The organism is Lysinibacillus sp. NPDC098008, from assembly GCF_044760715.1.
Classification (GTDB): domain Bacteria; phylum Bacillota; class Bacilli; order Bacillales_A; family Planococcaceae; genus Lysinibacillus.
Genome location: NZ_JBIWBA010000014.1, coordinates 82996 through 101438, shown reverse-complemented (window position 1 = coordinate 101438; position 18443 = coordinate 82996). Strand labels below are relative to the sequence as shown.

The window sequence follows — 18443 nt, the reverse complement described above, 5'->3', positions numbered from 1 at the left end:
GTCACACCCGTTCCCATCCCGAACACGGAAGTTAAGCTCTTTCGCGCCGATGGTAGTTGGGGGCTTCCCCCTGTGAGAGTAGGACGTCGCTAGGCAATCTATAAAAAGTCATGGAATATATTCCATGACTTTTTTGTATGTAAAATTCTATCTCCTTGTAACTATCGTTACGTTACACTATCACTATGTTTTTACATAAAAAAATTTGCTCTGCCTGAAGATTAAGATATTAGTAGAGCTCAAATAGTTTTCCAATTCTATTAAAGTCTGCTCCTCTCTACAGATATATACAACTATAGCTTGATATAGCAACCTCTACTTGCAGTCAATAGTCAGCTATTATAAGGGCTGGCTACCGAACCCTGTTTTCAATGTTCATCCCCTCCTTGTAAAGTGGTACTATTTATAATATTGCTTAACCAGAAGATAATGATAAAAACTGTTTTCCATAACCCGTCTTAAAAAACGCTTGGTAGTTTCAAATGCTTATAAGAAACATTATCCCTTTTATAACTTGGCTTTACAATTACATATAAATAGCACAATGAGCGTCTTTTCACTTTTATTACCTGCTTCTTAAGTAACTTTATTTAATAAAACCTCAGTTCAGAATTTAATAGTATGAAAAACCTTATTATGGCTCTTTACACCCTAGTTTTATAAAGTAATAAAAAAATGATATGATAAACAAAATGTTACAATTGTCTATAACAAATGCTAATAAATAGAAATAAAAGGGGTTTTATAATGGAGGATTAAAAATGAGGCATAATATTTTTGCAAGTATATCGATTTTGTGTCTTTTATTAATAATCTTTATGTTTGGCCATGATTCGACAAAGTGGTATGGAGCTTTTTTTAAGTTGCTTTATGAACTAAGCGGGTTTATGCCATTTATTTTAAGTATAATTGGTATTATCAGTGCATTATTCGGCATTAATGGTGATTTTCGTAAGATACTTGTTGTGCTACATTTACTATTATTGTTCATTTTGTTAGGTATCTATTTTATAGCTTGACTAAAATTGGCAGCTTTTTCAAAGCATAATGAAGTTCAAATGATTAAGGTTGAAAGGAAGTCAAAATTGGGAAAAAAACAAATTTGGTATGAAGTGCAAGAACATGAATCCATTGATGAATGTTTAGCAAGAATGCGTAAGGATGGGTATATAGCGGTTGGTAGAAAGGAAGAGCCAATTTTTCATCTAGTAAATAATGAGCCGACATATTTACGCCAAAAAATTCAATTTAAAGCTATGCTCATTCAGGATATGGAGTAAATATAAATAAAATCCGAATGTTTTATATTAACATTAAAAAAATGTTCGTATTTTTGCATTGACGATAAGGGAATCCCTTGTTAAAATGTGAGAAGGAAAAACAAATAAATCCCACATATATGCTAGAGGATTGGCTCTAGTGTTTCTACCCGGCACCGTAAATGCTGGACTATGCGGGAAAGCGCTTTTGGAATGCTACAAGAGGATCGATGTATAGATTTATACATGGATATATTCTTGTCTTTATAAGTCCTCAAGTAAGCTGCTTTCGCGTGTATGGTAGAGAGTAGTTTAGTTGGGGATTTTTTTGTCAAGGAAGAGAAAAATTGCAGGCGCTATGAGAGAATAGAGGCTTGCACAATAATTGATCATTTTTCTATCGTTTAAAAGGAGCGACAATTTATGAATCCGAAAATCGGTGTCATTATGGGGAGTTCAAGTGACTGGGAAACAATGAAACATGCATGTGATATATTAGATGAATTACAAGTACCATATGAAAAAAAGGTTGTATCTGCACATCGTACACCTGATTTAATGTTTGAGTATGCTGAAACAGCACGCGAACGAGGTATACAGGTGATTATTGCAGGAGCAGGTGGAGCTGCACATTTACCAGGAATGGTAGCAGCGAAAACAACATTGCCAGTTATTGGTGTACCTGTTCAATCACGTGCACTAAATGGACTTGATTCATTATTATCTATTGTTCAAATGCCTGGTGGTGTGCCTGTAGCAACTGTAGCCATTGGTAAAGCTGGGTCAACAAATGCAGGATTACTTGCAGTGCAAATTTTGTCGACAACTGATACGGAGCTTGCTACTAAATTGGATGCTAGACGTGAGGCAACAAAACAGCAAGTAGTAGAAAGCTCAGGTGACTTAGTGTGACAAAAATAATTTACCCTGGACAAACGATTGGAATTATAGGCGGAGGGCAGCTTGGTCGAATGATGGCACTTGCTGCAAAGGAATCCGGCTTTAAAATTGCGGTGCTTGAACCAGCAATGGACTCACCGTGTGGGCAGGTAGCTGATATTCGTATTGTAGCACCTTACGATGATGAAGCTGCATTGGAAGAGCTTGCAGAAGTGAGTGATGTGATCACATATGAATTTGAAAATATCGATTATGAAGGTTTAAAACGATTATCACAAATTGCGTATGTTCCTCAAGGAGCTGAGTTAGTGCGCATTACACAAAACCGTATAACAGAAAAGGATGCCATTGTGAAGGCTGGTTGTCCGGTAGCACCTTATATTGTAGCAAGAACTTATGAAGAATTAGTAGCCAATATTGATTCCATTGGGTATCCTTGTATAGTCAAAACAGCAAGAGGTGGTTACGATGGCAAAGGGCAACAGCTTTTAAAATCAGCAGCAGACCTACCTTTGGCAGAAGAATTATTTATTCATTCACAATGTATTGCAGAAGGGTTTGTACCTTTTGTAAAAGAGGTATCGGTTATTGTCCAAAGAAATGGGGACGGTGAATCATATTGTCAGCCTGTTGGAGAGAATATTCATGTGCATCATATTTTACATGAAACGATTGTACCTGCACGTATAACAGAAGATACAGCTCAAACTGCAGAGCGTGAAGCTTTAAAAATTGCAGATTACTTACATTTAGTAGGAACTTTAGCGGTAGAAATGTTTGTATTAGAAGATGGGCGCATTGTTATTAATGAATTAGCACCAAGGCCTCATAACTCAGGTCACTATTCAATAGAGGCATGTAATATTTCACAGTTCCATCAGCATATCCGTGCGGTTTGTGGTTGGCCATTACGTAAGCCACAGCTTTGGGCACCATCCATTATGGTCAATGTATTAGGACAGCATGTCGTGCCATTAAGTAACTCAATTGCTAAATATCCTGAATGGTCTATTCATCTTTATGGGAAAGCTGAGGCTAAGGTGAACCGTAAAATGGGCCATGTAACGATTATGACAAAAAACCTAGAGGAAACATTACAACAAATTGAGCATTCTGGTATTTGGTCAGAATAAGAAGGAGATACACGATGATTGAACGTTATACAAGACCCGAAATGGGCGCAATTTGGACAGAGCAAAATAAATATCAAGCTTGGCTAGAAGTAGAAATTTTAGCGTGTGAGGCTTGGGCAGAGTTAGGCGAAATCCCAAAAGAGGACGTTGCTAAAATTCGTGAAAATGCTTCATTTGATGTAAATCGTATTTTAGAAATTGAACAAGAAACACGTCATGATGTTGTAGCTTTTACACGTGCCGTTTCTGAAACGCTTGGTGAAGAGCGTAAATGGGTACATTATGGTTTAACATCTACAGACGTAGTGGACACTGCGCTTTCTTATTTAATCAAACAAGCTAATACGATTTTACGTAAGGATATAGTAAATTTTATTGATATTATTGCTGCAAAGGCAAAGGAACATAAATATACAGTTATGATGGGGCGTACGCATGGTGTACATGCAGAGCCAACAACTTTCGGCTTAAAGCTTGGCTTATGGTATGAGGAAATGAAGCGTAACCTTGAACGCTTTGATGCGGCTGCTCAAGTAATTGAAACAGGGAAAATGTCTGGGGCTGTTGGTACATATGCCAATATCGATCCTCGTGTTGAACAATATGTATGCGATAAATTAGGGCTTACAGCATCACCAATTTCAACGCAAACTTTACAGCGTGATCGCCATGCACAATATTTAGGTGCATTAGCCTTAATTGCAACATCTATTGAAAAATTCGCAACAGAAATTCGTGGCTTACAAAAATCAGAAACACGTGAAGTAGAGGAAGCCTTTGCAAAGGGGCAAAAAGGGTCATCAGCAATGCCGCATAAACGTAATCCAATCGGCTCTGAAAATATGGTCGGTATGTCGCGTTTAATGCGTGGTTATATGGTGACAGCGTATGAAAATGTCGCTTTATGGCATGAACGTGATATTTCACACTCATCGGCAGAGCGTGTTATTTTACCTGATGCAACGATTACTCTTAACTATATGTTAAATCGCTTCGGTAATATTGTGAAAAACTTAACAGTATTCCCTGATAATATGAAACGTAATATGGATCGCACATTTGGTCTTATTTATTCTCAACGCATTTTACTAGCATTGATTGATAAGGGCTTAGTACGTGAGGAAGCATATGATACAGTACAGCCTTTAGCAATGCAGGCATGGGACGAGCAAGTTCAGTTCCGTACATTAGTGGATGCTAGCGAAAAAATCACGTCCTATTTAACAAAAGAAGAGCTGGATGAGTGCTTTGATTACAACTATCACTTACAGCATGTAGATATGATTTTTGAACGATTAGGACTGAACTAATATTCGTGAAAAGTTTCAGAGTTGAATCGTAGAGATACGGTTCAATTCTGAACATTACTACAGGTGGATTTCATAATATCAGGGGGAAAACGACATGACGAAAGGTCAACTTTTGTATGAAGGTAAAGCAAAAAGATTGTATACAACAGAGGAGCCAAATGTGCTGCTTGTTGAATATAAGGATAGTGCAACAGCGTTTAATGGTGAAAAGAAAGAGGAAATTGAAGGTAAGGGTGTATTAAATAATCGCATTACTTCATTAATTTTCGAAAAATTACAAGCTAACGGAATTGCGTCACATTTCGTAAAACAACTATCAGATACACAGCAGCTTGTAAAAAAAGTAGAGATTATCCCAATTGAAGTGGTCGTTCGTAATATAGCAGCAGGGAGCTTGGCAACACGTCTTGGTCTTGATGAAGGGGCACCGTTAAAACGACCTATCGTTGAATTTTATTATAAAGATGATACTTTAGGCGACCCATTTATTACAACAGAGCATATTGACATACTGGAGCTTGCAACACCTGCTGAAGTAACTACTATTTACGAGAAGGCACTAGCCGTTAACAAAGTTTTACAGCCAATTTTTGAAGAAGTTAATGTGACACTGATTGACTTTAAATTAGAGTTTGGTCGTGATGCAGATGGCACTGTATTATTGGCAGATGAAATTTCACCTGATACATGTCGACTTTGGGATGCAACAACAAAGCAAAAGTTAGACAAAGATGTTTTTCGTCGAAACCTTGGTAATTTAACTGAAGTTTATACTATTATACTTTCTAGACTCGGAGGCAAATAACAATGAAAAAAGTAAAAATCTATGTAACATTACGTGAGAGCATTCTTGACCCACAGGGCTCTGCAGTACAAGGTTCTTTAGCAAAGATTGGGTACGATGAAGTAGAAGATTTACGTATTGGTAAATATCTTGAATTAACATTAAAAGATACAGAACGAGATATTGATAGTCTAGTAAAAGAAATGTGTGAAAAGGTTTTAACGAACGTTGTAATCGAAGACTACCGTTATGAAATCGAGGAGGCTAATTAATCATGAAATTCGCGGTACTCGTATTCCCTGGGTCCAACTGTGATATTGATATGTATCATGCGATAAAGGACGAGCTAGGTGAAGAAGTAGAATATGTATGGCATACAGCAACAGATTTAAGTGGCTTTGATGGTATTTTAGTTCCTGGAGGTTTTTCATACGGCGATTATCTTCGCTGTGGCGCGATGGCAAACCAATCTAATATTATGGCAGAGGTTAAGAAAGCAGCAGAGGCTGGCAAACCTGTACTAGGTGTATGTAATGGTTTCCAAATTTTAACAGAATCAGGCTTGTTACCAGGGGCTTTATTACGCAATAAAAATTTAAAATTTATGTGCCGTACAGTGCAGCTAAAGGTAGAAAATAACAATACATTATTCACAAATCAATACGAGCAAGGTCAAATCATTAATATTCCAATCGCACATGGCGAGGGGAACTACTACTGTGATGAAGAAACTTTACAAGCATTAAAAGATAACAATCAAATTGTTTTCACATACTCAGGTGAAAATCCAAACGGTTCTTTAGCAGATATCGCAGGGATTATCAATGAGCGTGGCAATGTATTAGGGATGATGCCACACCCAGAGCGAGCTGTTGATGCACTGGTGGGCGGTGCAGATGGTCTAGCAGTATTCAAATCAATTGTGAAGCAGTGGAGGGAAAATCATGTCAACAACTAAGTTTGAGCCAACAGCACAGCAAATTAAGGATGAAAAGCTATACGCTGGTATGGGGATGTCAGACGAAGAATTTGCAATGGTAGAAGGAATTTTAGGGCGTCTACCTAACTGGACAGAAACAGGTCTTTTCTCAGTAATGTGGTCTGAGCACTGCTCCTACAAAAATTCAAAGCCTGTATTACGTAAATTCCCTACAAAAGGACCTCAAGTTTTACAAGGACCGGGTGAAGGTGCAGGGATTGTCGATATTGGTGATGAGCAAGCGGTTGTCTTTAAAATGGAATCACATAATCATCCATCTGCCATCGAACCTTATCAAGGGGCTGCAACAGGTGTAGGCGGGATTATTCGTGATGTCTTCTCAATGGGTGCGCGTCCAATTGCTATGCTAAACTCATTGCGCTTTGGTGAATTAAAATCAGCACGTGGTAAATATTTATTTGAGGAAGTTGTAGCAGGTATTGCAGGGTACGGTAACTGTATTGGTATTCCTACAGTAGGTGGCGAAATTCAATTCGACCCTTGCTATGAAGGTAATCCACTTGTAAATGCTATGTGTGTTGGTTTAATTGACCATAAAGATATTCAACGAGGTATTGCAGCAGGTGTTGGCAATACAGTGATGTATGTTGGTGCGAAAACAGGTCGTGATGGCATTCATGGTGCAACATTTGCCTCTGAGGAATTAACTGAGGAATCAGAAAACCAACGTCCAGCAGTACAAGTAGGCGATCCATTTATGGAGAAACTTTTACTTGAAGCATGTTTAGAAGTTGTAAAATCTGATGCGTTAGTTGGTATTCAAGATATGGGTGCAGCTGGACTAACTTCTTCTTCAGCAGAGATGGCTTCCAAGGCTGGTTCTGGTGTAGAAATGAACTTAGACTTAGTGCCTCAGCGTGAAACAGGGATGACAGCATATGAAATGATGTTGTCTGAATCTCAAGAGCGTATGCTATTAGTAGTGAAAAAGGGTCGCGAAGATGAAATTAAAGCGATTTTTGAAAAATATGATTTAGATGCTGTTGCCATTGGACGAGTAACGGATGATAAAATGCTTCGTCTTTTACACAATGGGGAAGTAGTGGCAGAAGTACCTGCTGATGCGCTAGCAGAGGATGCACCTGTCTATCATAAGCCATCCGCTGAACCTGCATATTATGCACAGTTCCAAGCAATCGAAAATGCAGAGCCAACTGTTACAGATTATAAAGAAACGTTAAATGCCCTTTTACAAGCACCAACAATTGCTTCTAAAGAATGGGTTTATGATCAGTACGATTATCAGGTACGTACATCAACAGTTGTTGCACCAGGGTCTGATGCGGCTGTACTTCGTGTACGTGGCACAAATAAGGGCTTGGCAATGACAACAGACTGTAACTCTCGCTATATCTACCTAGACCCAGAAGTGGGTGGGGCGATTGCGGTAGCAGAAGCAGCTCGTAATATCGTTGCCTCTGGTGGTACGCCACTTGCGATTACAGACTGCTTAAACTTTGGTAATCCAGAAAAACCAGAAATTTTCTGGCAAATTGAAAAATCCGCTGATGGTATTTCTGCTGCATGTATAGCATTAAATGCGCCAGTTATTGGTGGGAACGTATCACTTTATAATGAACGCTCAGGAGAAGCGGTTTACCCAACACCAACAATTGGTATGGTTGGTCTTATTGAAGACTTAGCCCATGTAACAACGCAGGAAGTAAAAGCTGCTGGGGATATTGTATTTGTCATTGGTGAAACAAATACAGAATTTGGTGGCTCAGAGCTGCAAAAGCTATTAAACGATGGTGTGATTTCAGGGAAAGCACCTGCGATTGATTTAGAGGTGGAGGCTGCGCGTCAGCAAGCACTATTAAAAGCGATTAAAGCGGGGCTTATCCAATCTGCCCATGATGTGGCTGAGGGCGGTCTTGCTGTTGCACTTGCCGAAACAACATTTAATGCAAATGGTCTTGGCATTGAGGTAACATTAACAGGCTCTGCAACAACGGCATTATTTAGTGAAAGTCAATCGCGCTTTGTTGTAACAGTAAAAGAAGAAAATGCTGCAGCGTTTGTAGAAATCGTAAAAGATGCACAGAAAATTGGTGTCGTAACAAATGATGCACTTGTGAAAATCAGCGGAGACAAAGGTGTGCTTATAGAAGGTACAGTGGAGGAATTCCGTTCTAATTGGAAAGGAGCAATCCCATGCTTGCTGAACTCAGAGGCTTAAACGAAGAATGTGGGGTGTTTGGTATTTGGGGTAACCCAAATCCAGCACACCTTAGCTACTATGGGCTTCATGCTCTTCAACACCGTGGACAAGAAGGCGCTGGTATCGTTGTTTCTGACGGACAGCACCTTCGTGCAGTGAAAGGCGAAGGATTAGTGAATGATGTTTTTAATGAAGATAAATTAAAAGCAGTGGACGGCAAAGCAGCTATTGCCCATGTTCGTTATACAACTGCTGGTGGTGGTGGCATTGAAAATGTCCAACCATTATTATTTCATTCTTCAACTGGTAGCCTTTCCATTGCTCATAACGGTAACTTAGTCAATGCGACGCATTTAAAGCAGTATTTAGAGCGTCAAGGTAGTATTTTCCATTCAAGCTCTGATACAGAAGTGTTGGCGCATCTTATTAAGAAAAGCTCGCATTCACCATTCCGTGCGAAGGTGAAAAATGCCCTATCTTTATTAAAAGGTGCCTATTCTTTCTTAATTATGACAAAGGATGAAATGCTTGTTGCACGTGACCCACATGGTTTACGCCCATTATCTCTTGGCAAGCTAGGAGATGGCTGGGTGGTAGCTTCTGAAACTTGCGCATTTGATTTAATTGGTGCAGAGTTTGTTCGCTCTGTGGAGCCAGGTGAGCTATTAATTATTAATGATGAAGGTGTTAAATCTGACCGCTTTGCAGATATGGACAAGCGTGCTATGTGTGCAATGGAATATGTTTATTTAGCACGTCCTGATTCAGATATTGATGGTATTAATGTTCATATGGCACGTAAACGTATGGGTAAACAGCTTGCGCGTGAATGTGCACATATCGAGGCAGATGTTGTAACAGGTGTGCCTGATTCAAGCATTTCTGCTGCAATTGGCTTTGCAGAGGAAAGTGGCATTCCTTATGAGCTAGGTCTTATTAAAAACCGTTATGTTGGTCGTACCTTTATTCAGCCGACACAGGAGCTACGTGAACGTGGTGTGAAAATGAAGCTGTCCCCAGTTGTTCAAGTTGTAAAGGGTAAACGTGTAATAATGGTGGACGATTCCATTGTACGTGGTACAACATCACGTCGTATTGTCAAAATGCTAAAGGATGCAGGTGCGGCAGAGGTGCATGTTGTGATTTCTTCACCACCGATGACAAACCCTTGCTATTATGGCATTGATACCTCTACACATGAAGAGCTGATTGCATCCAGTCATAATGTAGATGAAATTCGTGAAGCAATTGGTGCAGATTCTCTAACATTCCTTTCTACTGAGGGAATGGTAGAAACAATTGCACGACCATATGAAGATGACAACCGTGGACTATGTCTAGCATGTTTTACAGGCAAATATCCAACAGAGATTTTCCCGGATACCATCTTACCACATGAAAAAGAACTATTACGTTAAGAAAACAATACCACCTCTAGAATGAGGGCGATTTGGATAATAAGGAGGAACTCTGCGTGTCAAAAGCATATGAACAAGCAGGTGTAAATATTGAAGCAGGCTATGAAGCCGTGAAACGAATGAAATCTCATGTTGAACGTACAAACCGTCTAGGTGTGATGGGAGCATTTGGTGGCTTTGGTGGTATGTTTGACTTGTCAGAACTAAATCTTCAAGAACCTGTTCTTATTTCAGGGACAGATGGTGTTGGGACAAAGCTAAAGCTAGCATTTATGGTGGATAAGCACGATACAATTGGCGTGGACTGTGTAGCCATGTGTGTCAATGATATTGTAGCGCAAGGAGCAGAGCCGCTATACTTTTTAGATTATGTAGCACTTGGGAAAGCAGAGCCTGCAAAAATTGAGCAAATTGTTAAAGGTGTTGCAGATGGCTGTGTCCAATCAGGAGCTGCATTAATCGGCGGTGAAACGGCAGAAATGCCGGGGCTTTATGAGGAAGATGAATATGATTTAGCTGGCTTTGCAGTAGGCGCTTGCGAAAAGTCTGCCATTATTACAGGTGAAAATATTGTCGAAGGCGATGTGCTTATTGGTATTGCATCAAGCGGTGTGCATTCAAATGGTTATTCGTTAGTCCGTAAAATTGTTTTTGCAGATCAGCAATATGCGGTGGATGCTATTGTCGAAGGCTACGAAGATTTAGGCCCAATCGGTGAGGCGCTTCTCGTGCCAACAAAGCTATATGCTAAGCCAGTATTAGCGGCTTTAAAGGCAGCCGAAGTTCATGGCTGTGCACATGTTACAGGTGGCGGCTTCTATGAAAATCTACCACGTATGATGCCAGAAGGCTTAGCAACTGAAATTGATTTAGGCTCATGGCCAGTTTTGCGTATTTTTGAGTTTTTAAAAGATAAAGGTCAATTAGCAGATAAAGATTTATATAATGTTTTTAATATGGGGATTGGCTTTGTCATTGCTGTTGCAGCAGAGGAAGCTGAAAAGGTAATTGCGGCAGTAGAGGCAAATGGTGAAAAGGCGTATACAATTGGTCGCGTTGTAAAGGGTGATGGCGTTATCTTTAACGGTTCACATGATGGGAGTTTAGTGTAATGACTGCACCGACAAAAATCGCCGTGTTTGCGTCAGGCAGCGGCAGTAATTTTCAAGCGATTCAAGAGGCTATTGAGCGTGGTGAACTACATGCAAAAATTGAGCTTGTTGTGACAGATAAACCGGGAGCATTTGTTGTCACACGTGCTGATCATTTTGGCATTCCTGTACTTGCATTAAATCCAAAAGAATTTGCATCAAAAGCAGCCTATGAAACAGCTATTATTGAGGTTTTACATAAATATGATGTGAAATGGATTGTGCTTGCAGGGTATATGCGTTTAATTAGTGATGTACTATTAGCGGCATATCCACAGCGCATTGTCAATATTCATCCCTCTTTATTGCCAGCTTTTCCCGGGAAAGATGCCATTGGTCAGGCAATGAATCATGGTGTAAAGGTAACGGGTGTGACTGTGCATTTTGTAGATGAGGGAATGGATACAGGTCCCATTATTGCACAGGTTGCTGTACCAGTTATTGAAGGAAATCGTGAAGCAACAGAGGCAGAGATTCATAAGCAAGAGCATTTATTGTATACAAAGGCTTTGCAGCAATTATTACAGTAAGCAATGTTTTTGAGTGTGCTCAAAAAGCTTGAACTAAGATACATCAAAGGGGTTAGGTCAAGTACCTTCTTACCAACAAGACCTAACTCTACCAATCTAGCAAGTTACTTCGTGGTCAACACGATAAAAATTAGGAGGATATTGTTGTGACAAAACGTGCATTAATTAGTGTTTCCAATAAAGATGGTATTTTAGAATTTGCAAAGGAATTAGTAGCATTAGGTTATGAAATTTTATCAACTGGCGGTACAAAAAAAATGTTACAGGATAATGCTGTAGCTGTAACAGCTGTCGATGAAGTAACGAGATTTCCTGAAATTTTAGATGGTCGCGTGAAAACATTAAATCCAATGATTCATGGTGGTCTATTAGGAAAGTTTGACGATGCTTCCCATCAAGCACAAATGAATGAGCATGGTATTGAACCAATTGAAATTGTTTGTGTCAACTTATATCCATTTGTTGAAACAATTTCAAAGCCTAATGTAACTTGGGAGGATGCGATTGAAAACATCGATATCGGTGGCCCAACAATGTTACGTTCTGCTGCAAAAAACCATCAGTATGTAACGGTTATCGTAGATAGCAATGACTATGCAAATGTATTAGAGGAACTAAAAGCTAATGGTGCAACAACTATAGAAACACGTCGTAAATTAGCTGCGAAAGTTTTCCGTCACACAGCCGCTTATGATTCTTATATCTCTAATTATTTAACAGAAGAAGAGTTTCCAGAGAGCTTAACATTAACATATGAATTAAAACAAAACTTACGCTATGGTGAAAACCCACATCAGCAAGCAGCATTTTACCAAAAACGTCTTGGCTCTGACTTTTCATTGGCTTATGCTACACAGCTACATGGTAAGGAATTATCCTATAATAATATTCAGGATGGCAATGCAGCATTGCAAATCGTCAAGGAATTTGATATGCCAGCAGCGGTAGCCGTAAAGCATATGAATCCTTGTGGTGTTGGCACAGGAGATACACTCGGGGCAGCGTTTGATAAAGCATATGAAGCGGATCCAACATCTATTTTTGGTGGCATTATTGCACTAAATCGTGAGGTAGATGCGGCAACAGCAGAAAAGCTAAGCCATATTTTCCTAGAAATTATTATTGCGCCTGCTTTCTCACAAGAAGCACTAGATATTTTAACACAAAAGAAAAATATTCGTTTATTAACAATTCCATTTGAACAAGCAAAGCAAGATCAATTTAATGTTGTTTCTGTGGAAGGTGGCCTGTTAGTACAAGAGCCAGATTGTTATGGCTTTGGTGATGCAGAGATTCAAGTGGTAACAGATCGTGAACCAACAGAAGAGGAATGGGAAGCCTTAAAGCTTGGTTGGTCTGTTGTCAAACATGTGAAATCAAATGCCATTGTTGTGACAGATGCTCATATGACGCTTGGTGTAGGTGCAGGGCAAATGAACCGTGTAGGTGCAGCTAAAATTGCCTTTGAGCAAGCTGGAGAAAAAGCACAAGGAGCTGCACTTGCATCAGATGCCTTTTTCCCAATGAGCGATACGGTTGAGGCAGCAGCGGCAGCAGGCATTACAGCAATTATTCAGCCAGGCGGCTCAATAAAAGACCAAGATTCGATTGATAAAGCAAATGAATATGGCATTGCTATGGTATTTACAGGCGTACGTCATTTCAAACATTAAAATAGCAAGGTATAGACCGAGATAGTGGATCAATTATGCCTCAGCATAACTGCTGACGCTTTGCTTTCACGCAGATAAACAATGTGTCCAGATTTTTTTCGAGTGTGCTCGAAAAACTCCTTTTCAAAATCTGTGACATCCGCCGGTGCCTTTATCTTGGTTCAGTGGATGTTTAGCTATTTGTTGAACAAAGAGGAAACTAGACAGCTACCTCTATCTTAAAGAAGGATAAATACTGAACCAAGATAAAGCATCTTGGTCTTATGTACACAGAGGAGGATTTTTAAAAATGAATGTATTAGTAATTGGAAGTGGCGGTCGTGAGCATGCAATCGCTAAACAATTTAGTATTTCGCCATCCGTCAGCAAAGTATTTGTAGCACCAGGCAATGATGGAATGCGCAATGATGCAGAGGTTGTTCACATTGATACAATGGACTTTGCTGGTCTTGCACAGTTTGCCAAGGAAAATAGTATTGATTTAACATTTGTCGGTCCTGAACAGCCGCTTGCAGCAGGCATTGTTGATTTCTTTGTAGAGCGTGGCTTACGCATCTTTGGTCCAACAAAGGCAGCGGCACAAATTGAAAGCAGTAAATCCTATGCAAAAGAAGTGATGAATAAATATAATATCCCGACAGCTGCACACGAAACATTTACAGAAGCAGAGCAGGCGATTGCTTATATTAAGAAGCAGGGAGCACCAATCGTTATTAAGGCAGATGGTCTAGCAGCAGGTAAGGGTGTTGTGGTGGCGATGACAGAGCAAGAAGCGATTGATGCTGTGCAGGATATGATTGGCAACCAGCGCTTTGGTGAGTCATCATCACGTGTTGTCATTGAAGAGTTTTTAGATGGAGAAGAATTCTCCTTTATGTCATTTGTCCATAAAGGTCAAATTTATCCAATGGTTATTGCACAGGATCATAAACGTGCTTATGATGGCGATAAAGGGCCAAATACTGGTGGGATGGGCGCTTATTCACCAGTACCACAAATTGCACAAGAGGTAGTTGAACATGCATATCAAACAATTGTAGAGCCTACTGTAAATGGTATGGAGGCAGATGGTGTGTCCTTCACAGGTATTTTATATGCAGGGCTTATTTTAACGCAAAATGGTCCAAAGGTAATTGAATTTAATGCTCGCTTTGGCGATCCAGAAACACAGGTTGTATTACCACGCATGGTATCTGATTTTGGCGCATTTATGACAGCTTTAATGGATGAGCAGCCATTTGATTTACAATGGTCAGACGAGACGATGCTAGGTGTTGTTATTGCAGCAGAGGGTTATCCTGGTGATGTGGAAAAAGGACATGCATTACCAAGTCTTGAAGCACTTTCAACATCATATGCTGTATTTCATGCAGGGACAAAATTAGTAGATGGTCAATTTGTTGGTAATGGTGGCCGTGTATTGCTAGTAGGCGCAAAGGCAGCTACATTAAAAGAAGCACAAGAAAAAGTTTATGCAGGGCTTGCAACAGAAGAATGGCAGCATTTCTTCTTCCGTAAAGATATTGGCTGGCGTACATTTAAGTAGCACAAGAAAAAGTTTTGAATAATGTAGTGAAACTTATTTGTATTTCAAACGTAAGAGGTAAGAGCCGTCCCAAAAATGGATTGGGACGGCTCTCTTTTGACTTAAGAAGGATTTTGAGCTTTATTCGTTGATGAATTGCTACTGTTTGAGGAATTTTGTGTTGAAGTGCTGGTGTTACCTTCTTTTGCAGCAGTTGTTTGTGCGTTGGATGAGTTACCAGCAATAGCCGAGGAGAAATCCTTCATGAGCTGATTAATCTGTTCAGAGGACATAGAATTTTGTCCATTGAACATACTTTGCATAGAGCTGTTCATGGCATTTTGCATATTGGAGCTTAAAATTGCCTTTGTTGGGCAGTATTTAAAGAGCCCCTCAGCCATTTTCATAGCACCTAATGCAATCATTAATCGACCTCTTGTACAATCAGGATTTCGTGACACTTTAGCGATACCAAATGCTGTTAGGCTTGTCCCCATGGCAAAGCGGCAAAATGCATTTTTTTCGCTTAAATTCGTTTGTTGCATCATAATATTTCCTCCTTTAGTCATTGTGGAAAAAATAAGCGAGGTGCACTTTGCTTTATGAAAGTGCTGTGTTACGATTGAAACAAGATGATTGCATAAAGCACAAATTTTTATGAAAACATGTGATTATGCAGTAATAGTATGTGATGTCAAATTAAATTTACACAATGAAAAATTACGCAATTTAGGAAGGAGCAAATAGTGTGGAACCGCTTTGGAGGATAACAAAAATACGCCAGCAATTAGCAGTAATTGATGGTAAAAAAGCGCCAGATATTGTATTACAAAATGCACGATATTTACATAGTATGTTGAAACAATGGATAGCAGGTAATATTTGGATTTTAGGGGATCGAATTGTTTATGCTGGTGACAGAATGCCTCCATTAGTAGAGGGAACAGAAATAGTAGATTGTACAGATAAAACAATTGTACCAGGCTATATTGAGCCACATGTACATCCATTCCAGCTATATCACCCACAATCATTTGCTGATTTTTGTGGACAGCTTGGAACAACGGCATTTATTTCTGATAATTTAAGTTTTGTTTTATCTTTAACAAATAAGAAAGCGTTTTCAATATTGGATCATTTAAAAAAGCTACCTTTTTCATTTTATTGGTGGGCACGTTTTGATTCACAAACAGAAATGGAGCAGGAGGAGGAGATTTTCTCCAATACGTCTATTCTTGAATGGCTAGGACGTAGTGATGTGTTATTAGGAGGAGAGCTGACAGGCTGGCCTAAGCTATTGCATGGTGATGATCAAATGCTCTATCGCATGCAGATGGCAAAGGTGTTAGGGAAAAAGATTGAAGGGCATTTCCCTGGGGCATCTGAAAGAACATTAGCACGTATGAAGTTACTTGGTGCAGATGGCGACCATGAGGCGATGACAGTGGAAGAAGTAGAACGTCGTATTATGCAAGGCTATGCTGTTACATTGCGCCATTCGTCGATTCGCCCAGACTTACCGCATTTACTAAAAGGTATCGTAGATAAACAATTGCCTATTTTTGATCATTTAATGATGACAACAGATGGCTCAACGCCTTCATTCCATGAGGATGGTGTGATGGACAAATGCATTCAAGTAGCTTTAGATGCAGGAGTGGCACCAATAGATGCCTATCAAATGGCTTCTTACAATATTGCGCGCTATTATAATATATCTAATTTACATGGCTTTATCGCAACAGGTCGCTTTGCTTCTTTAAATATATTACAAGATGAGTATCAACCTGTGCCAGAAAGTGTTTTATCAAAGGGTGTATGGCTGAAGCGTGATGGTAAGCGTGTGTATAATCTGGCGGATGCTGATTATACGGCTATCCCACCATTTTCATTAGATTTTTCGCTCGATTCACAGGACTTCCAGTTTTCAATGCCATTTGGAATTGAGTTAGTCAATGATGTCATTACAAAGCCTTATAATTCGCTTATTACTAGAGAGGGACAGCTCGCTAATCATGATGAGTGCTATTTAATGTTAATTAATCGACAGGGCAGTTGGCATGTAAATACGATGATTAAAGGCTTTGCTACAAATGTCCAAGGATTTGCCTCCTCTTACTCCAATACAGGTGATATTATATTGATTGGAAAAAATAAAGAAGATATGATGAAAGCCTTTGAAGAGATGAAGGCGATGCAAGGTGGCATTGTGTTAGTGGAGAAGGGAGAAGTGATTGCCACTATTCCATTAACGATTGGCGGACTACTGTATAATGGAAGTGTTGAGTCATTAATGGAGAAAGAAAAGGCTTTAAAACAAGCTTTAGCAGAGCGAGGCTATCAATTAGGAGATGCAATTTACACTTTATTATTCTTGCAATCTACACATTTACCATACATTCGTATCACGCCTAAAGGTATTTTTGATGTAATGAAAAATAAATTATTATTACCAGCGGTTATGCGCTAGTTTATAAAAATAACCATTATGTACACAATTAAAGGGATAGGTAATTGCTTAAGGGAGAGGTATATTTGTGTTGAAAGCAAAAAAAATATGGATAGCAATGGCATTTAGTATATTAGTGCTTGGTGGCTGTGCCAAAGACTCGCAACAGGTCAAAGAAGACGATAATCAAGATGTGATAGATGAGCAACCAATAGCTGAGGAGCCTGTGCAACAGCAAGCATTTACTGCACCGCTTACAGGCGAAGCTCTGCAGCAAGAGGTTACACAGCGACCGATTATCGTGACGATTAATAATCATCCAGTAGCCCGTCCACAATCAGGCTTGGCTGCTGCAGATATGATTTATGAAATGTTAGCAGAAGGTGATGTAACACGCTTTTTAGCCATTTATCAAAGTGAACTACCTCAGAATGTGGGGCCAGTGCGTAGTGCCCGCTCTTATTTTATTGATATTGCAAAAGGGTATGATGCTTTTTATGTCGCACATGGTTATAGCCCAGAGGCAAAGTCGATGCTAGAAAACCATGTGGTCGATAATATCAATGGTATGGCTCATGATGGCACACTTTTTAAGCGCTCAAATGATCGTGTTGCTCCACACAATTCTTATATATCATTTGAAAATATACTAAAAGGTGCTGAAATGGTAGACGCTTCAATGAATTACAGTAAAAAAGTGCTTCAGGCTTTTTATGAATCTGATGAACGTGGTAAAATAGGCATTGAAACAAGTCAAGTTGATATTTATTATGGAAACAGTAATGATTTCCATAATTCGTATGTGTATGATCATCAAAGTAATCAATATAAACGACAATCGGCGGGCGTGGACACAATAGATATGTTAACAGGCGAAACACTTTCATTATCAAATGTTCTATTTTTTGAAATGAATCATCGAACACTCGATAATGTTGGTCGTCAAGCAGTTGATTTAACTTCTGGTGGAAATGCGTATGTATTTCAAAATGGCTATTTAAGAGAAGTCAAATGGGCTAATGTTGATGGCATACCAATGGCTGTAGAACAATCTGGAGAGCCAGTAAAGCTCGTACCAGGTAAGTCATGGATTCATTTTGTGCCAACTTCACCAGGGTTACAAGCAATGGTGAAAACGCAGTCTTAGAAG

16 protein-coding genes, 1 rRNA gene and 1 riboswitch are annotated in these 18443 nt (G+C 39.4%); of the genes, 16 read left to right on the top strand and 1 reads right to left on the bottom strand.

From position 1 onward, the window contains the following. From rrf to purD, 14 genes are all read left to right on the top strand, one after another. Positions 1–95 (top strand): 5S ribosomal RNA (rrf, locus tag ACIQVU_RS13015); the annotation flags it as partial. 990 nt (positions 96–1085) lie between these two features. After that, positions 1086–1280, top strand: coding sequence for an NETI motif-containing protein (locus tag ACIQVU_RS13010; RefSeq protein WP_340807775.1), 195 nt, complete (start codon positions 1086–1088; stop codon positions 1278–1280). Between the two features lie 93 nt (positions 1281–1373). Further along, a riboswitch (purine riboswitch) is annotated at positions 1374–1472 on the top strand. Between the two features lie 210 nt (positions 1473–1682). Beyond that, a complete protein-coding gene (gene purE / locus ACIQVU_RS13005) occupies positions 1683–2171 on the top strand; it encodes a 5-(carboxyamino)imidazole ribonucleotide mutase (protein WP_340807773.1) in 489 nt (162 codons plus the stop codon). After that, positions 2168–3292 (top strand): 5-(carboxyamino)imidazole ribonucleotide synthase, encoded by a 1125-nt coding sequence (gene purK / locus ACIQVU_RS13000; protein WP_340807772.1) that lies wholly within the window; start codon positions 2168–2170, stop codon positions 3290–3292. The genes purE and purK overlap by 4 nt, the downstream gene beginning before the upstream one ends. A gap of 14 nt (positions 3293–3306) precedes the next feature. Further along, the gene (gene purB, locus ACIQVU_RS12995; protein WP_340807770.1) at positions 3307–4602 is read left to right on the top strand and encodes an adenylosuccinate lyase; all 1296 of its coding nucleotides are present in this window, start codon (positions 3307–3309) and stop codon (positions 4600–4602) included. Positions 4603–4696: 94 nt separating this feature from the next. Next, positions 4697–5407: a phosphoribosylaminoimidazolesuccinocarboxamide synthase gene (gene purC, locus ACIQVU_RS12990; protein WP_340807768.1), complete on the top strand. Its 711-nt coding sequence runs from the start codon at positions 4697–4699 to the stop codon at positions 5405–5407. 2 nt (positions 5408–5409) lie between these two features. Beyond that, a complete protein-coding gene (purS, locus tag ACIQVU_RS12985; RefSeq protein WP_340807766.1) occupies positions 5410–5658 on the top strand; it encodes a phosphoribosylformylglycinamidine synthase subunit PurS in 249 nt (82 codons plus the stop codon). Between the two features lie 2 nt (positions 5659–5660). Continuing rightward, entirely contained in the window at positions 5661–6344 is a 684-nt protein-coding gene (purQ, locus tag ACIQVU_RS12980) for a phosphoribosylformylglycinamidine synthase subunit PurQ (RefSeq protein ID WP_340807764.1), read from the top strand. Further along, positions 6331–8565 (top strand): phosphoribosylformylglycinamidine synthase subunit PurL, encoded by a 2235-nt coding sequence (purL, locus tag ACIQVU_RS12975; RefSeq protein WP_340807762.1) that lies wholly within the window; start codon positions 6331–6333, stop codon positions 8563–8565. Before purQ ends, purL begins: the two co-directional genes overlap by 14 nt. Then, complete coding sequence (gene purF, locus ACIQVU_RS12970; protein WP_402895893.1) at positions 8541–9965, top strand: amidophosphoribosyltransferase; 1425 nt, start codon at positions 8541–8543, stop codon at positions 9963–9965. Before purL ends, purF begins: the two co-directional genes overlap by 25 nt. 56 nt (positions 9966–10021) lie before the next feature. Then, on the top strand, positions 10022–11077 hold the full coding sequence (gene purM, locus ACIQVU_RS12965; RefSeq protein ID WP_402895891.1) for a phosphoribosylformylglycinamidine cyclo-ligase: 1056 nt from the start codon (positions 10022–10024) through the stop codon (positions 11075–11077). Next, positions 11077–11646: a phosphoribosylglycinamide formyltransferase gene (purN, locus tag ACIQVU_RS12960; protein ID WP_340807756.1), complete on the top strand. Its 570-nt coding sequence runs from the start codon at positions 11077–11079 to the stop codon at positions 11644–11646. The genes purM and purN overlap by 1 nt, the downstream gene beginning before the upstream one ends. 146 nt (positions 11647–11792) lie before the next feature. Then, the gene (gene purH / locus ACIQVU_RS12955) at positions 11793–13319 is read left to right on the top strand and encodes a bifunctional phosphoribosylaminoimidazolecarboxamide formyltransferase/IMP cyclohydrolase (protein WP_340807754.1); all 1527 of its coding nucleotides are present in this window, start codon (positions 11793–11795) and stop codon (positions 13317–13319) included. 289 nt (positions 13320–13608) lie between these two features. Next, on the top strand, positions 13609–14865 hold the full coding sequence (purD, locus tag ACIQVU_RS12950) for a phosphoribosylamine--glycine ligase (RefSeq protein ID WP_340807753.1): 1257 nt from the start codon (positions 13609–13611) through the stop codon (positions 14863–14865). A 101-nt stretch (positions 14866–14966) separates the two neighbouring features. On the opposite strand, the gene ACIQVU_RS12945 is transcribed toward purD, so the two are convergent. Beyond that, positions 14967–15392 (bottom strand): YgaP-like transmembrane domain, encoded by a 426-nt coding sequence (locus ACIQVU_RS12945; protein WP_340807751.1) that lies wholly within the window; start codon positions 15390–15392, stop codon positions 14967–14969. A gap of 200 nt (positions 15393–15592) precedes the next feature. On the opposite strand from ACIQVU_RS12945, the gene ACIQVU_RS12940 reads away from it, so the two are divergent. Together ACIQVU_RS12940 and ACIQVU_RS12935 are read left to right on the top strand one after the other, a co-directional pair. Further along, entirely contained in the window at positions 15593–17314 is a 1722-nt protein-coding gene (locus ACIQVU_RS12940) for an adenine deaminase C-terminal domain-containing protein (RefSeq protein WP_402895888.1), read from the top strand. Positions 17315–17381: 67 nt separating this feature from the next. Continuing rightward, complete coding sequence (locus ACIQVU_RS12935; protein WP_340807748.1) at positions 17382–18440, top strand: DUF3048 domain-containing protein; 1059 nt, start codon at positions 17382–17384, stop codon at positions 18438–18440. Positions 18441–18443: the final 3 nt, after the last annotated feature.

What these genes read in the sequence shown, in the direction of transcription:
- purE (WP_340807773.1), top strand. Translation starts at nt 1,683, where the DNA reads ATGAATCCGAAAATCGGTGTCATTATGGGGAGTTCAAGTGACTGGGAA.
- purB (WP_340807770.1), top strand. Translation starts at nt 3,307, where the DNA reads ATGATTGAACGTTATACAAGACCCGAAATGGGCGCAATTTGGACAGAG.
- purC (WP_340807768.1), top strand. Translation starts at nt 4,697, where the DNA reads ATGACGAAAGGTCAACTTTTGTATGAAGGTAAAGCAAAAAGATTGTAT.
- purS (WP_340807766.1), top strand. Translation starts at nt 5,410, where the DNA reads ATGAAAAAAGTAAAAATCTATGTAACATTACGTGAGAGCATTCTTGAC.
- purQ (WP_340807764.1), top strand. Translation starts at nt 5,661, where the DNA reads ATGAAATTCGCGGTACTCGTATTCCCTGGGTCCAACTGTGATATTGAT.
- purL (WP_340807762.1), top strand. Translation starts at nt 6,331, where the DNA reads ATGTCAACAACTAAGTTTGAGCCAACAGCACAGCAAATTAAGGATGAA.
- purF (WP_402895893.1), top strand. Translation starts at nt 8,541, where the DNA reads ATGCTTGCTGAACTCAGAGGCTTAAACGAAGAATGTGGGGTGTTTGGT.
- purN (WP_340807756.1), top strand. Translation starts at nt 11,077, where the DNA reads ATGACTGCACCGACAAAAATCGCCGTGTTTGCGTCAGGCAGCGGCAGT.
- purD (WP_340807753.1), top strand. Translation starts at nt 13,609, where the DNA reads ATGAATGTATTAGTAATTGGAAGTGGCGGTCGTGAGCATGCAATCGCT.
- ACIQVU_RS12945 (WP_340807751.1), bottom strand. Translation starts at nt 15,392, where the DNA reads ATGATGCAACAAACGAATTTAAGCGAAAAAAATGCATTTTGCCGCTTT.